17 protein-coding genes are annotated in these 14,148 nt (G+C 66.1%); 4 read left to right on the top strand and 13 right to left on the bottom strand.

The genetic code is table 11. From position 1 onward, the window contains the following. Positions 1–20 precede the first annotated feature (20 nt). Positions 21–743, bottom strand: a complete 723-nt coding sequence (locus tag IPG63_11150) for an SDR family NAD(P)-dependent oxidoreductase (GenBank protein MBK6727803.1) — start codon at positions 741–743, stop codon at positions 21–23. After that, positions 727–1,044: a Grx4 family monothiol glutaredoxin gene (gene grxD, locus IPG63_11145; protein MBK6727802.1), complete on the bottom strand. Its 318-nt coding sequence runs from the start codon at positions 1,042–1,044 to the stop codon at positions 727–729. Before grxD ends, IPG63_11150 begins: the two co-directional genes overlap by 17 nt. A 120-nt stretch (positions 1,045–1,164) precedes the next feature. Between grxD and IPG63_11140 the strand changes: the two genes are divergently transcribed. Further along, positions 1,165–1,743 (top strand): superoxide dismutase [Fe], encoded by a 579-nt coding sequence (locus tag IPG63_11140; protein MBK6727801.1) that lies wholly within the window; start codon positions 1,165–1,167, stop codon positions 1,741–1,743. A 134-nt stretch (positions 1,744–1,877) separates the two neighbouring features. Here the strand turns inward: IPG63_11140 and IPG63_11135 are convergent, their stop codons facing one another. The 4 genes from IPG63_11135 to purE form a co-directional block, all read right to left on the bottom strand. Beyond that, positions 1,878–2,225: a hypothetical protein gene (locus tag IPG63_11135; GenBank protein MBK6727800.1), complete on the bottom strand. Its 348-nt coding sequence runs from the start codon at positions 2,223–2,225 to the stop codon at positions 1,878–1,880. Between the two features lie 106 nt (positions 2,226–2,331). Then, positions 2,332–2,682 (bottom strand): nucleotidyltransferase domain-containing protein, encoded by a 351-nt coding sequence (locus IPG63_11130; GenBank protein ID MBK6727799.1) that lies wholly within the window; start codon positions 2,680–2,682, stop codon positions 2,332–2,334. Positions 2,683–2,752: 70 nt separating this feature from the next. Further along, on the bottom strand, positions 2,753–3,898 hold the full coding sequence (locus tag IPG63_11125; protein ID MBK6727798.1) for a 5-(carboxyamino)imidazole ribonucleotide synthase: 1,146 nt from the start codon (positions 3,896–3,898) through the stop codon (positions 2,753–2,755). Further along, a complete protein-coding gene (gene purE / locus IPG63_11120; protein ID MBK6727797.1) occupies positions 3,895–4,401 on the bottom strand; it encodes a 5-(carboxyamino)imidazole ribonucleotide mutase in 507 nt (168 codons plus the stop codon). Before purE ends, IPG63_11125 begins: the two co-directional genes overlap by 4 nt. An 83-nt stretch (positions 4,402–4,484) precedes the next feature. Between purE and IPG63_11115 the strand changes: the two genes are divergently transcribed. After that, the gene (locus IPG63_11115; GenBank protein MBK6727796.1) at positions 4,485–4,757 is read left to right on the top strand and encodes a hypothetical protein; all 273 of its coding nucleotides are present in this window, start codon (positions 4,485–4,487) and stop codon (positions 4,755–4,757) included. Continuing rightward, positions 4,754–5,614, top strand: a complete 861-nt coding sequence (nadC, locus tag IPG63_11110) for a carboxylating nicotinate-nucleotide diphosphorylase (GenBank protein ID MBK6727795.1) — start codon at positions 4,754–4,756, stop codon at positions 5,612–5,614. The genes IPG63_11115 and nadC overlap by 4 nt, the downstream gene beginning before the upstream one ends. Here nadC and IPG63_11105 read toward each other — a convergent pair. The 7 genes from IPG63_11105 to petA all read right to left on the bottom strand — a co-directional run bounded on the left by IPG63_11105 (position 5,611) and on the right by petA (position 12,861). Next, positions 5,611–6,417: an FHA domain-containing protein gene (locus tag IPG63_11105; protein MBK6727794.1), complete on the bottom strand. Its 807-nt coding sequence runs from the start codon at positions 6,415–6,417 to the stop codon at positions 5,611–5,613. The genes nadC and IPG63_11105 overlap by 4 nt on opposite strands. A 49-nt stretch (positions 6,418–6,466) precedes the next feature. After that, complete coding sequence (locus tag IPG63_11100; GenBank protein MBK6727793.1) at positions 6,467–8,962, bottom strand: protein kinase; 2,496 nt, start codon at positions 8,960–8,962, stop codon at positions 6,467–6,469. Between the two features lie 99 nt (positions 8,963–9,061). After that, positions 9,062–9,457, bottom strand: coding sequence for a ClpXP protease specificity-enhancing factor (locus tag IPG63_11095; GenBank protein MBK6727792.1), 396 nt, complete (start codon positions 9,455–9,457; stop codon positions 9,062–9,064). 26 nt (positions 9,458–9,483) lie between these two features. Further along, positions 9,484–10,080, bottom strand: coding sequence for a glutathione S-transferase N-terminal domain-containing protein (locus IPG63_11090; GenBank protein MBK6727791.1), 597 nt, complete (start codon positions 10,078–10,080; stop codon positions 9,484–9,486). Positions 10,081–10,257: 177 nt separating this feature from the next. Then, positions 10,258–11,001 (bottom strand): cytochrome c1, encoded by a 744-nt coding sequence (locus tag IPG63_11085; protein ID MBK6727790.1) that lies wholly within the window; start codon positions 10,999–11,001, stop codon positions 10,258–10,260. A gap of 4 nt (positions 11,002–11,005) precedes the next feature. After that, complete coding sequence (locus tag IPG63_11080) at positions 11,006–12,256, bottom strand: cytochrome bc complex cytochrome b subunit (GenBank protein MBK6727789.1); 1,251 nt, start codon at positions 12,254–12,256, stop codon at positions 11,006–11,008. 2 nt (positions 12,257–12,258) lie between these two features. Beyond that, positions 12,259–12,861: a ubiquinol-cytochrome c reductase iron-sulfur subunit gene (gene petA / locus IPG63_11075; GenBank protein ID MBK6727788.1), complete on the bottom strand. Its 603-nt coding sequence runs from the start codon at positions 12,859–12,861 to the stop codon at positions 12,259–12,261. A gap of 157 nt (positions 12,862–13,018) precedes the next feature. Here petA and IPG63_11070 point away from each other — a divergent pair, with 157 nt between their 5' ends. After that, complete coding sequence (locus IPG63_11070) at positions 13,019–14,143, top strand: trypsin-like peptidase domain-containing protein (GenBank protein ID MBK6727787.1); 1,125 nt, start codon at positions 13,019–13,021, stop codon at positions 14,141–14,143. The last annotated feature ends 5 nt before the right edge of the window (positions 14,144–14,148 follow it).

Below are 14,148 nucleotides of genomic sequence, written 5' to 3'. Positions count from 1 at the left end.
CCAGGCCGGACCAGGCACGCTCAATCGCTTGAGGTCGCCGCCGCGATCAGCGCCAGGCAACGCGCCGCTTCGACGTCCGCCGCCGGCAGCAGTGCGGCGTCCTCCGCGAAGTAGGCGCGTGCACGCAACGTGGTTCGCATCGGGGCCGGCGTGAACGCGAGCATGCGCACGCCTGCGTTCTCCAGTTCCTGCGCCCACTGCGAGACCAGCCCGCGCAACGCAAACTTGGCGACACCGTAGGCATTCCAGAAGGCATTGCCGACGCGCGACTCGTCGTCCAGCACAAATACGCAACTGCCGCGCACCGCGCGCAGCATGGGCAAGCAGGACTGGGTCAGCACGAAAGGTGCATTGAGATTGACCTGCAGCGAACGCAGCCAGTCTTCCGGCGGCAGACTCTCCAGCGGCGTCAGCCCCGAGAACGCTGCAGCAGCATGGACCAGCACATCGAGACGACCGCACTGCTGGTCGATGGTCTCGGCCAACACGGCGAACTCGGCCGGCGTCGCGCCTTCGAGATTGATCGGATAGATCGCAGGCTCCGGGCTCCCGCTCGAGACGATGCGGTCATACACGCGCTCCAACTCGCGTACACGCCGACCTGCAAGCACCACGGTGGCGCCGGCGGCAGCCGCCTGCAACGCGCACTCGGACCCGAGTCCGCCAGCCGCGCCGGTGATCAGCACGACCTTGCCGGCGAGCGCTCCAGCCTGCGCCGCCACCGCTTCAGGCCTTGCCGGCATCGCGCAGCATCTGGGCGAGCTCGCCCTTGGCGTGCAGTTCGAGGGTGATGTCGCAGCCTCCGATCAACTCGCCGTTGATGAACAGTTGGGGAAAGGTGGGCCAGTTCGAGAAGCGCGGCAGGTTGGCGCGGATGTCCGGGTTTTCCAGCACGTTGACGCTGTGGAACTCTGCACCGGCCTCCTTCAGCGCCTGCACCGTGCGGCTGGAAAAGCCGCACATGGGAAATTGCGGCGTGCCCTTCATGAACAGCACCACCGGTGCCGATTCGACGATGCCCTTGATGCGTTCGATGGTTTCCATGGCAATTCCTCAAATTGTGAGGGCGGCATTCTACCGTCAGCGGCGTTGCTCACGGCGCGCATACGATCGCCGGCTAGAATTGGCGCCCGCAAATTTCCGCAACCGTTTCCGGAGCACTCCGTGGCCATCGATCTGCCCGCCCTGCCCTATGCCCGCGACGCACTGGCGCCGCACCTCTCCGCCGAGACCATCGACTACCACTATGGCAAGCATCATCAGACCTACGTCAACAATCTGAACAACCAGATCAAGGGCACCGAGTTCGAGGCGCTGGCGCTCGAAGAGATCGTGCGCAAATCATCAGGCGGCATGTTCAACAACGCAGCGCAGGTCTGGAACCACAGTTTCTACTGGAACTGCATGAAGCCCCAGGGTGGCGGCGAACCCACGGGCAAGCTTGCCGACGCGATCAACGCCGCATTCGGCTCGTTCGCACAATTCAAGGAGCAGTTCACCCAGATCGCGCTGACCACCTTCGGCTCCGGCTGGGCCTGGCTGGTGCAGCGCGCGGATGGCTCGCTCGGACTGGTCAGCACCGCCAACGCCGCGACGCCACTCACCGGCAGCGATCGCGCGCTGCTCACCTGCGACGTCTGGGAACACGCCTACTACGTCGACTACCGCAACGCCCGGGCCAAGTACATCGAAGCGTTCTGGAATCTGGTGAGCTGGGAGTTCGTCTCCGCGCAGATGGCGTAAGCGCGCAGCCTCAGGCCTCCACATCTCTGGAGCATCGCGGGCAGATCTCGCAGCCACAAAGATTCGCGTGCGGCGGCTGTTGCTGGGGGATGACCACTGGTGGCCCGACGCCGTGCCCGATCCCGGCATGAACATCAGGTAGGCCGTGCGACGGTGGTCGCGGCGTCCCATTGCGGGCGGTGCGTGCGGATCCAGGCGAGCAGGAGTGCGTGGAGTTCCTCGACATTGGCGATCAGTTCGTCGAGTTCCTGCTGGGACGGAAAGAACGAGCCATTGTAAAGACCGGCGGCGCGTTGCCTGCGAAACTCCTCGAGAAGTCGGAGCTTGGACTTAGCCGCGCCGATGGTGGTCGGCAACGTCTGCAATGCCAGGACATGGTGGCCGCCGCGGGAGTCCGGGCGCAGGTCGTGCAGTCGCAAGGAGACGATGCCGATCTGCAGCAGAGCCTCGTAGGCCATGTCGAAGCGGCCCTCGCGGCTCACCTATGTTGCCCGAGCATCGCTGATGCGCGTGGCGATGCCGGTGAGCAATCGGACGATCTCCAACGCGCTGGCGGGTTCGCGCTGGAGACCTCGTCCCACCAGCGACTCAAGCACCATCGGGGCCTCCGATGAGCGGTTTGGTCGGGCCGGCAAGCACGGCGGTGAGGAAGGGATCGCGTTGCTCGCGGCGATGGTGGAAATCGTCGGACGTGTAGAGACGAACGCTGATCTCGCGGGCGATGCGTCGTTCGACCGGCTCGATGGCTGCCAGGAAGGTCTCTAGACGCACGTCGCCTACGACCAGCAAGTCAGCGTCGCTGCGCGCATGTTCACTGTTGCTGGCGAACGATCCATACAGGCAGGCAAAGCGGACACCAGAAACCTTGCCCAATGCAGCGGCGAGTTGTGCCGGAAGTCCGCAGGTCTTTTCGACCATCGCGTGCAGGTCGGTATACACCGGATGACGCGTGTCACCCCGATCTTCCCCTGGGGGATGGGGGACGAGAGAAGCATCCAGCCGCGATGCTTCATCGCCCGCGCAGTCGTTCCGCCGGTGGCGCGACTTGTGCGTGCCGACTCAACGCTCCGCCGACACGATCAAGCGCGTCGGCGAGGGCCGATGGCGAATCCGCCACCAGCGTGGCGTGCCCGACCTTGCGCCCGTCGCGCGGCGACTTGCCGTAGTCGTGCCAGTGACCGCCTAGTTCGGCAAGCAGCACGCGCAGGTCCGGCAGCTCACCGATCCAGTTCAGCATGCAGGCAACGCCGCGTGCAGCGGTGCTGCCGAGCGGCAAACCGAGCACGGCGCGCAAGTGGTTCTCGAACTGCGACACGACGGCTCCCTCGATGCTCCAGTGTCCCGAGTTGTGCACGCGCGGCGCGATTTCGTTCGCCAGCAGTTTCCCGGCGCAGACGAACAGCTCCAGTGCGAATACGCCGACATAGTCGAGCGACTCGGCCACGCGCCGCGCCGCCGCGATCGCATCCGCGGCCAGCACGGCGTCGACTGCAGCCGGCGCCAGGCTGGCCGACAGCACGCCGTGGTCATGCCAGTTTTCGGTCAGCGGATAGGTACGGCACTCGCCGTCGCGGCCGCGCACCGCCACCACCGACACCTCGCGCTCGAACGGAACGAAGGCTTCGAGGATCAAGCCGCCACGCTCGGCCTGCGCCCCCAGCGCGGCCCAGGCCGCATCCAGATCGGCCAGGGTCCTGACACGAAACTGACCCTTGCCGTCGTAGCCGAGGCGGCGTGTTTTCAGGATCGCCGGTACGCCGACCGCGCCGGCCGCATGCTCCAGCTGTTCGCGCGTGGCGACAGCGGAAAACGCCGGCACGGCAATGCCGAGTTCACGGAACAGAGACTTCTCGGCCAGCCGATCCTGGGCCACCGCCAACGCACGCGGGCTGGGAAACACCGGCACCCGCTCGGCCAGCCACTGCGCGCTTTCCGCGGGCACGTTTTCGAAATCGAAGGTAACGACATCGACGCGACGCGCGAACTCGGCCAACGCCGCCTCGTCGCGATAGTCGGCGCCGAGCAGCGGCACGAACTGCGCTGCGCAGGCATCGGCGGCGCTGTCCATCACCAGGAAGCGAAGCCCGAGTGGCGCTCCAGCGAGCGCCATCATGCGCGCCAACTGGCCGCCACCGAGAATGCCGATGGTGGTCATGGAGTACGCGGGTCCGACAGGCTCAGTACCTGTTCGGTCTGGGCGCGACGAAAGGTGTCGAGTGCGCGCGCGATGTCGGCATCGTGCAGCGCAAGGATGGCGGCGGCATGGAGCGCGGCATTCACGGCACCGGCAGCGCCGATCGCGAAGGTCGCCACCGGAATGCCCGCCGGCATCTGCACGATCGAGAGCAGCGAGTCCACTCCATTCAGCACCTTCGACTGTACCGGCACACCGAGCACCGGCAGCGCCGTTTTCGCGGCCAGCATGCCGGGCAAGTGCGCAGCGCCGCCGGCACCGGCGATGATCGCCTTGATACCGCGCGCCGCAGCTTCCTCGGCATAGCGGAACAGCAGGTCGGGAGTGCGGTGTGCCGAGACCACGCGCACCTCGCAGACAATGCCGAGTCGCTGCAGCGTTTCCTCACTGCGCCTGAGCGTATCCCAATCGGAACGCGAACCCATCACGATGCCCACAACAGGCAGAGCGTTCGAATCGGTCATGCGGCTCTCCACGAACAGGGCGGCGCGGACCCACCGCGACGGCTGCTATCTTAGCGCCCGCTCCCATGGCGACGTGATGACTGATGGCTCTCGACCCACGATTTCTCTCCATCCTCTGCTGCCCGGTCAGCAAGCGCGCACTCAAGGCCTTGTCGCGTTCGCGGCTGGCCTTCGTCAATGACGCGATCCGCTCCGGTGCGGTGCTGAACGTATCTGGCTCGACGCTGGATGCAGCGCTCGCCGATGCGCTGATCAGCGACGACGACAAGGTCATCTATCGCATCGAAGACGGCGTGCCGGTGCTGTTGCCGGACGAGGGCATCGGCACCACCCAGTTCGCGGATTTCCCGGCGTGAACATCGAAGCGCCGACGCCATCGGTGATCGCTGCCGATGTGCGGCGCGCGCTGGCCGAGGACCTGGGTGACAGTGACCTGACGGCGCAACTGCTGCCGCCCGGACAGCGCTGCGAGGCCGAGATCGTCACCCGCGAGAACATGATCCTCAGCGGCCGCGACTGGGCCGAGGCCTGCTTCCGCGCGCTCGATCCGGGGGTGCAGATCGAGTGGCGCTGCGGCGACGGTGAGAGCATCGCCGGCGGTGCGCGCCTGTGCCGCATCGAAGGCGCCGCGCGCGGCATCGTCGGTGGCGAGCGCACGGCGCTGAACTTCCTGCAGACGCTGTCTGGCACAGCGACCACGACGCGACGCCACGTCGAAGCGCTGTCTGGCTCGGGCACGCGCGTGCTCGATACCCGCAAGACCCTGCCCGGCTTGCGCCAGGCACAGAAATACGCGGTGCGCTGCGGCGGCGGCACGAACCATCGCATGGGCCTGTTCGATGCGGTGCTGATCAAGGAAAACCACATCACCGCTGCGGGCTCCATTGCTACCGCGATAGCGCACGCACGTGCCATCGCCGGAACGCGCATGGTCGAAGTGGAGGTCGAGAATCTGGACGAGTTCGACCAGGCACTGGCGGCCGCACCGGACCGCATCATGCTCGACGAACTAACCGATGCCGATGTGCGTGAAGCCGTGCGCCGCAACGGCGGGCGCGTACAGCTGGAGCTTTCCGGCGGTGTTTCGCTGCAAAGGCTCGCGGAGATCGCCACCCTCGGGGTCGACTTCGTGTCGATCGGCGCATTGACGAAGCACCTGCATGCGATCGACCTGAGCCTGCGCGTGCTGCGCCGCTGGCCGCCGCCTGCCTAGATCTTGACGATGCCCGCTGCCCATAGCGCAGCGAAAATCGCAGCCGTACCGAGCAGGCCGATCAGCAGCCACTTCACCTGACCACCAGCGCTTGCCTGCACCGTCGAACGCACCACCGTCGGCGCTTCCGGCACACGCGCAACCTGCTGCATCTCCAGATGCGGCGCGACCAGCATGAAGCGCACGGTATCGAGGCGCAGTTCGTCGCCTGGCGCCAGCTTGCCGGTATGCACGCGCTTGTCGTTGATGAAGGAGCCGTTCGCCGAACCCATGTCCTCGACCGCGACGCCATCCGGCATCACCTGCAGCTTGGCGTGCTGGCGCGAGACCTCATCGGTCGGGATGCTGATGTCGCAGTCGCTGGCACGGCCCACGGTCATGGTGCCATGCAACGCGAAGGTCTTGCCGAAGGTGCTGCCGGAAACCCCGCGCAGCACGAATCGCGGCAGCGCCTGGCGCACGCGGGTGCGGCCATCGTCTTCGGGTTCCTTCCTGGCTGCGGCGGCAGCCGCCTGCATGCGCTCGCTGGCGAGGATGCGCGTGCCGATCTTGCCGAACAGCACGATGTCGCCGGGCTTGATCGGAGTATCGGCCAGCACCTGGCGGCCATTCAGCGCGATGCTGTTGGCGGCATCGAGCACACGGATGGAACCAGCGCTGCCGTCGAAGATCAGCTCGCAATGCTGGGCCGCGATCCCCGGTGCCAGCAGGGTGATGTCGTTGCCGGCACCGCTGCCGACCCGCGTGGTGCCGACTTTCAGCTCGATCTGGTCGTGCTCGCCATTCGGGAAGAGCAGCTTCATGTGGCCTTGAACTCCTGATATTCGCTTCGGTGCGGCCGCGGGGCCGGCGTCAATCGATTTCGCGTGCAACCCGGAAGCCGATCGTATTGAAACCGGTGTCCGCATCAAAGCCATCGCTCTGACTTGTGTCAAGCTGGCCCGCGGTCGACAGCCATGCACTGCCCATGGCCAAGCGACTGCCGCAGTTGGAAGCGCAGTCGCTGGTCCATTCGCGCACGTTGCCGGCCATATCGTACAACCCGCCCGGTGCATCGTAGCGGCGGACCGGCGCGGTGGCGGCGAATCCGTCGGAACACGCGAGCGCGTCACGATCGCGGTGCTCGGCATTGAACTCCTGGTCGGCTACATTCGCACGACACCTGCCCGCATCAGCCGCCTTGCCCGCGGCCGCCAGCCATTCGGCGGCACTGAGCAGGCGGTAGCGCTTGCCGCTCTGCTTCGACAACCATTCTGCATAGGCCTCGGCATCGCCGTAGGCCACGCAGACCACCGGATGCGTCGCCTGCTGAACGAACCCCGGGGACTGCCAGGTTCGCGACTTGGAACCGCGGAATACTGATTCGCGGTCGCGACAGGTCGGGCGCAGCGCACGCGCTTTGGATCCGCCCGCCGTCCAGTAACGACCGAATTCGGCGACCGTGGTCTCGTTGCGCGCCACCGCCAGGCGTTTGCCGGCGACGCGCAGCACCAGCAATTCCGGACCGCTGGCCGTGCCGAGCTTGTCGGCGAAGGCATAGCCGGGCTGGCCGACGCCATCCGCCTGCGTGAGCCCGCGCTTGGCGGCCGCGTTGGCCGGCTCGAAATGCAGCGCGCGCGCAAAAGCAGCCCGCGCAGCCTTTCCGTCCCAGCGTGCCATCGCCGCGTCGGCATCGGCCAACGCAGCCTGCACCAACTGCTTGCGTCTCGCCGCCACCGCACTACGGATCGCGCCTTCGCCGTCGTGTTTCCCGGCGATGTCGATGGCGCGCGCGGCGGTTTCGAAATACTCGTCGATCTTGCCGGCCGCAAACTGTTCTTCGGCCACGACCAGCAGGGCCTGCGCGGTCTGCACCAGGCCGGCGCCCGCTGCAGCGTTGTTGGCATCGATCAGCAGGACCTGACGATAACGGTCACTGGCATTGCGTCCGGCGGGAAGGGTCAGGCGCTTCGCAGCGAGATCGCCCTTGGCCAGACGCAGCAACTCGGAGACCGGATCGACCACCGTGGTCTCGATCGCGAAACGCAATTGTGCATCGGCGTCGACGCCGAGCAGTTCCAGCGCGCTCGGCTCGACCGTGGGCTCGGGCTCGTCGGTCGCCACTGCGGGCGTCGGGCTTGAGACCGGCTCGCCCGCGGGCTGCGCGTCAACCACCGGCGCGGTCAAGGCTGTGGCCGACGGCACGATCGCAGAAGCGTCGGGGCCCGCGCCGTGACTGGTCGATGGGCTTACGCTGCGATAGACGGAAAACCCGACCAGAACCAGCACCACGACGACCCCGGCGGTGCCGAGCGCCCACCCCACGCGCCGCGCATTGCCGGGCGCAGCGGCAGCGGTTGGTGCCGCCGCGGAGGAGCGTGCTCTGCTCTGCTCGCGCAGCTTCTGCAACTCGGCGCCAATCGCGCCTGCGGCCACAGTGGGCACGGCCATCTGCCGCGTCGCGCCGGGCTCGGCCGCCGGCCCGGCCGTGGCCGAATTCGGGGGAATCGCACTCATCACCAAGGTCGGCTGCGAGCCGATGGCCGTGGACGTCGGGTTCGCGACCGGCGCCAGACGCGTCTCCATCTCGGCCAGCGCCATCTGGAACTCGTCGGCGTTCTGGAAGCGCTGGTCGGGATCCTTGGCCATGGCCTTATCGATCAGCGCCTGCCAGTGCACCAGATGCTCGGGCAGGCGCGGCACCGGCTCGAACACATGCGCGTAGGCAATCGCAAAGCCGTCGTCACCCTCATAGGGCGCCTGTCCGGTGAGTGCTTCGAAGATGACCGCGCCGAGCGAATACAAGTCGGAGCGGCCATCGACATCACCGCCTCGCGCCTGTTCCGGGCTCATGTAATGGCTGGTGCCGACGCTGACGCCGGCATTGGTGATGCGCGAGGTCTTGCTCACGGCACGCGCGATGCCGAAGTCGGTCAGCACCGGGTTGGCATTCACATCGAAGAGGACATTGCCGGGCGCGACATCGCGATGCACGAAACCGCGCTGGTGCGCGTAACCGAGTGCGCGCGCTACGCCGGAAACCACGCGCAGCACCTCGGCCTCGCTGACGCCCCCACGAATGCGCTGCAGGAAATCGCCGTGCGGCAGGTGCTGCATCGAGAAGTAGTGCAACTTCTCGTCGGTGATGCCAACGTCGTAGACCGCGACGATGTTCGGGTGCGCGAGCGAAGCCAGCGTGCGCGCTTCCTGCATGAAGCGGCGCGAGAAGGTGGTGTCCGAAACCATGGCCGGGTTCATCACCTTCAGCGCCACCTCGCGTTCGAGCGAGGTCTGCACCGCCAGGTAGACCGTGGCCATGCCACCGGCACCGATTTCGCGCTTGATCAGATAACCGGGAACCTGGATCACGCTGGATGGCCGGGACGGGTGGGAGGGGGATTGTAAACGTGCGCAGAGCCGCGCGTCAGCGCCGACGGATGCCGACCGCGCCCCCTGGACTGAGCGCCATCACTTCACGACACGCAGTGCCGGGCCCTTGCGTGCCGGCTTCTCCGGCTCCTGCGGCGCGTTTTCCGGAGGCGGCGGCGCATCCTGAGCCTCGACCGGGAACATCATGCCCTGCCCGTTCTCCTGGGCATACACCGCCAGCACCGCGTGCAGCGGCACATCGACTTGCTGGCTGACGCCACCGAAGCGCGCGAGGAAACGGATGCGATCGTTGCCAAGTTCCAAGTCGGTCACCGCACGCACCGCCACGTTCAACACCACCTGGCCATCCTTGATCGCATGCGTCGGCACTCTCACCCCCTGCTGGCGGGCATCGACCAGCAGGTAGGGAGTCAAGCCGTTGTCACAGATCCAGTCGTACATCGCCCGTACCAGGTAGGGGCGGTTGGAAGTCATCTTGTCGGCTGCAGTCATATTCAGACTCAAGGGCGCAGCGCCTTTTCGGTGTCGGTCAAGCTGCGCGTGAAGGCGGGATTGCGGAAGATGCGCTCACCGTAGTCAATGATCGGCTGCGCTTCCTTGGGCAGCGTCACGGACAACAGGGGCAGGCGCCAGATCAACGGCGCCAAGGCGCAGTCGGCCAGGCTCATTTCCGGATTGAGGAAGAACTTGGCGAGCTTGAACGCCGGCAAGGTCGCTACCAGGCCCTCGCGCAGACGCTTGCGCGCGGCCTCGGCGGCTGCGCGCGTTCCGCTCTGGATCGCCTCGATCTGCGACAGCCAGTCGCGCTCGATGCGCCGCACCGCCAGCCGCACGCGGGCGCGCGACAGCGGGTCGACCGGCAACAGCGGCGGGTGCGGATAGCGCTCGTCGAGGTACTCGCAGATCACGTCCACGTCATACAGCGACAACTCGCGATCAGCCAGCGTCGGGCAGGCGTTGTAGGGATTCAGCTCGGCCAGGTCTTCCGGCGGCTTGGCCGGGTCGACCACGACCAGATCGTAGGCGACCGCCTTGGCCGCCAGCACCAGGCGCACGCGATGGCTATCGATGTCGTCCTTGCCCGAGAACAGCGTCAGCACGGTGCGGGCACGCACCGCGGTGGCGGCCTTGCGCTTGGCGCCCCACGGGGGCGGATTCGGGTTGCTCACGTCGGGATACCTCCGTGTCCTGATTGGGCCGATCCCGGAATATCGCGTCGCCGCCGAAATGGCAAGGGCCCGGTTGCCCGGGCCCTCGCTTCATTCCAGCCGATCTCAGTGGACGTCGCGCCAATATTCGCGCTTGAGCACCCAGGTCATGGCGGTCAGAACAACCAGGAACAACAACACCCAGACGCCCAGTTGCTGGCGTTTCAGGGCGGCTGGTTCGGCCGCGTACTGCAGGAAGTTGGCGATATCGCGCGCGACCCGGTCGTATTCCTCGGCACTCAGGCTGCCGGGCTGGACCGATTCGAAACGCGCGAACACCGGCGCCGCGCCGGCCACCCCACCGTGCGGGGCATCGAACACTGCCGACTGCACACCCTGCTGTTCCCACAGCACATGCGGCATGCTTGCGCCCGGAAACAGCACGTTGTTCCAGCCGAGCGGACGCGCCGGGTCTCGATAGAAGCTCTTCAGGTAGGTGTAGATCCAGTCCGGACCGCCGCGCACGCGTGCGACCAGCGACAGGTCCGGCGGCGCCTTGCCCAGCCATTTCTCGCCATCGGCCGCGGTCATCGCCACGGTCATGGCCTCGCCGAACTTGGCGCCGGTGAAGTTCAGCGCGCCCATCACCTGATCTTCGGTCAGACCCAGATCGGCGGCCATGCGCGAATAACGCATGTACTTGAGCGAGTGGCAGCTCATGCAGTAGTTCACGAACAGGGCGGCGCCATTCTTCAACGATTCCTGATCGTTGAGGTTGGCGCCGGAATGCTGCAGGCCGGCGCCACCGCTGGCGTTGGCGGTCGCGGCGAACAGCGAGAATGCGAGTGCGATCAGCTTCTTCATTGTCATGTTCTCAGTGATCGAAGGTGACGCGCTCGGGCACCGGCTTGGTCTTGTCGACCGCGGTCCAGATCGGCATCGTGAAGAAGAACGCGAAGTAGTAGAAGGTCAGGATCTGGGCGACCAGCTTTTGCATCGGGCTGCCCGACTGCATGCCGAGCCAGCCGAGGATGCAGAAGCTGATCACGAACAGCGCGATCATGATCTTGGTGATCGGGCCGCGATAGCGGATCGACTTGACCTTGGAGCGGTCGAGCCACGGAATCGCGAAGAAGATCAGCGTGGCAGCACCCATCACGATCACGCCGAGCAGCTTGTCCGGGATCGCGCGCAGCATCGCGTAGTAGGGCGTGAAGTACCACACCGGCTTGATGTGCTCGGGCGTCACCATCGGGTTCGCCGGCAGGAAGTTGTCGTGCTCCAGGAACAGCCCGCCCACGGTCGGCTCGAAGAAGATGATGAAGGCAAAAATCACCAGGAAGAACGCGGTACCGAAGATGTCCTTGACCGTGTAGTACGGATGGAAGGCGATGCCGTCGAGCGGAATGCCGGTGGCCTTGTCCTTGACCTTCTTGATGTCGACGCCGTCGGGGTTGTTGGAACCGACCTCGTGCAGCGCCATCAGGTGCAGGTAGATCAGGCCGGCGAGCACGAACGGCACCGCAATCACGTGCAACGCGAAGAAGCGGTTCAGGGTCGCGTCCGAGATCAGGTAATCGCCGCGGATGAACTCGACCAGTTGATCGCCGATGACGGGCACCGCGCCGAACAGCGAGGTGATCACCTGCGCACCCCAGTACGACATCTGGCCCCAGGGCAGCACGTAGCCCAGGAACGCCTCGGCCATCAGCACCAGGAAGATGACCACGCCGAGCGTCCAGATCAGCTCCCGCGGTTTCTGGTAGGAGCCGTAGATCAGGCCACGGAACATGTGCAGGTAGACGACGATGAAGAACGCCGAGGCCCCGGTTGAATGCATGTAGCGGATCAGCCAGCCCCAGTCGACATCACGCATGATGTACTCGACCGAGTCGAAGGCCTCCGCCGCGCTCGGCTTGTAGCTCATGGTCAGCCAGATGCCAGTGACGATCTGGTTGACGAACACGACCAGCGCCAACGAGCCGAAGAAGTACCAGAAGTTGAAGTTCTTCGGTGCGTAGTACTTGATCGCGTGGCGGTCCATCCACTGCTGCAGACCGGGGGCGCGTTCGTTGATCCAGCCCTGGGCGCCGTCGATGACGCGGGTAATCACATTGGTCGTCATGATCAGGCCGCCTTCGGGTCGGCGTCGAGGCCGATCAGGATGGTGTTGTCGTCAATGAAGTAGTGCGGCGGTACGCGCAGGTTGGCCGGCGCCGGCACGTTCTGGTACACGCGGCCGGCCATGTCGAAGCGCGAGTTGTGGCATGGGCAGTAGAAGCCGCCCTTCCACTCGCTGTCGAACGGCTGCGGCAACATCTCCGGGAAGAAGGTCGGCGAGCAGCCAAGATGGGTGCAGATGCCGACGATCACCGCCACGTCCGGGCGGCGCGAGCGCGTCGCGTTGCGGGCATACTCGGGCTGCTGGTCGAGGTTCTCGGAGCCCGGGTCGCGCAGTTGCTGGTCGAGCGAGGACAGGGTATGCACCACTTCGGGCGTGCGCCGCACGATCCACACCGGCTGACCGCGCCATTGCTGGATCACACGCGCACCGACCTCGAGCTTGCTGATATCGGCGATGACCGGCGCTCCGGCCGATTGCGCGCGTGCGCTTGGCTGCCACGCCTTGATGAACGGCACCGCGGCGAATACGCCGCCAACGCCACCGACCACGGCGGTGGTCGCGGTCAGGAACCGTCGACGCCCGTGGTTAACGCCCTGCTCTGCCATGGGAAACCCCACACCTGGAAAGAAATCTGGATGGCTCGCCGAGCCAAAGGAGCGCGATTCTAGTGGAACGCGCCGGGACAGGACAATCAAAACCGCAGCGGAACAAGGCGCCTTCCGGCACGGACAAGATCCCGCCGCAGAAGTCAGAATGCGACCCATGCGCACCTTCGCCCGTTCCGCCCTGTTCGTCCTGCAATTCGCCGTGCTCGGCCTGGCGATCGCCTTCGTCGTTTCGCGTGTGTGGCCGCAGCGTTTCGCCGCCGCAGCCGCGCCCACCCCGGTATCGGCACCCGCTGCGACCGCGCCGGGCTCCTATCGTGCTGCGGTGGACAAGGCCGGCCCATCGGTCGTCAGCATCTACACCCAGCGTGTGGTCGCCGAGCAGGCCTATCGCAGCTTCACCGACCCGACCCTGAGCCGTTACAACGGCGTCACCCTCGGGCCGACGCGCAAGCGCCTGGAGCGCAGCCTCGGTTCCGGCGTCATCGTCGGCGAGGACGGCTACGTGCTGACCAACCACCATGTGGTCGCGGGCGCCGACGACATCCTGATCGGCCTATGGGACGGACGCATCACTTCAGCGCGCATCATCGGTGTCGACCAGGAGACCGACCTGGCGGTGATCAAGATCGAAGGTGCCCGCTTGCCTGCGGCGCACTTCGCCGAAGCCGATGCGTTGCGTGCCGGCGATGTCGTGCTTGCGATCGGCAATCCCTACGGCCTGAGCCAGACGGTGACACTCGGTATCGTCAGCGCCACCGGTCGCAACCAGTTGAGCCTGAGCCGCTACGAGGACTTCATCCAGACCGATGCCGCGATCAACTCCGGCAATTCCGGCGGCGCGCTGGTCAATGCCGAAGGCGCGCTGGTCGGCATCAATACCGCAGTGTTTGGCACCGGGCTCGGCATCAGCTTCGCGATTCCGGCCGCATCGGCACGGCGCGTGCTGGAGCAGATCGTCCAGAACGGCGAAGTGATCCGCGGCTGGATGGGCGCCGAGTACGCCGGCGCGCCGGCTTCTCCCGCGGCAGAGGGATCAGTGCAGCAACGCGGCGCCCAGATCGCGCTGCTGCTGCCGGACGGACCCGCCGATCAGGCTGGGCTGAAGCCCGGCGACGTGGTCGTCGAGTTCAATGGTCAGGCCGTGGAAGACGAGGGCGACCTGCGTTCGCGCGAAGCCGCGCTTGCTCCTGCGACCAAGGTGCAGGTGCGCGCCCTGCGTGTCGGCGTCGAGTTTGTCACCGAGGTGGAATTGATCCGTCGCCCGCGCCAGCAACGCTGAAACGG

The sequence above is a fragment of the Lysobacterales bacterium genome (assembly GCA_016703225.1).
Lineage (GTDB): Bacteria > Pseudomonadota > Gammaproteobacteria > Xanthomonadales > Ahniellaceae > JADKHK01.
This window is presented reverse-complemented; position numbering and strand designations above follow the sequence as displayed.

Coding starts and splice junctions, on each gene's coding strand:
- IPG63_11150 (MBK6727803.1), bottom strand. CDS start 743: ATGCCGGCAAGGCCTGAAGCGGTGGCGGCGCAGGCTGGAGCGCTCGCC.
- grxD (MBK6727802.1), bottom strand. CDS start 1,044: ATGGAAACCATCGAACGCATCAAGGGCATCGTCGAATCGGCACCGGTG.
- IPG63_11125 (MBK6727798.1), bottom strand. CDS start 3,898: ATGACCACCATCGGCATTCTCGGTGGCGGCCAGTTGGCGCGCATGATG.
- purE (MBK6727797.1), bottom strand. CDS start 4,401: ATGACCGATTCGAACGCTCTGCCTGTTGTGGGCATCGTGATGGGTTCG.
- IPG63_11115 (MBK6727796.1), top strand. CDS start 4,485: ATGGCTCTCGACCCACGATTTCTCTCCATCCTCTGCTGCCCGGTCAGC.
- IPG63_11105 (MBK6727794.1), bottom strand. CDS start 6,417: ATGAAGCTGCTCTTCCCGAATGGCGAGCACGACCAGATCGAGCTGAAA.
- IPG63_11095 (MBK6727792.1), bottom strand. CDS start 9,457: ATGACTTCCAACCGCCCCTACCTGGTACGGGCGATGTACGACTGGATC.
- IPG63_11085 (MBK6727790.1), bottom strand. CDS start 11,001: ATGACAATGAAGAAGCTGATCGCACTCGCATTCTCGCTGTTCGCCGCG.
- IPG63_11080 (MBK6727789.1), bottom strand. CDS start 12,256: ATGACGACCAATGTGATTACCCGCGTCATCGACGGCGCCCAGGGCTGG.
- petA (MBK6727788.1), bottom strand. CDS start 12,861: ATGGCAGAGCAGGGCGTTAACCACGGGCGTCGACGGTTCCTGACCGCG.
- IPG63_11070 (MBK6727787.1), top strand. CDS start 13,019: ATGCGCACCTTCGCCCGTTCCGCCCTGTTCGTCCTGCAATTCGCCGTG.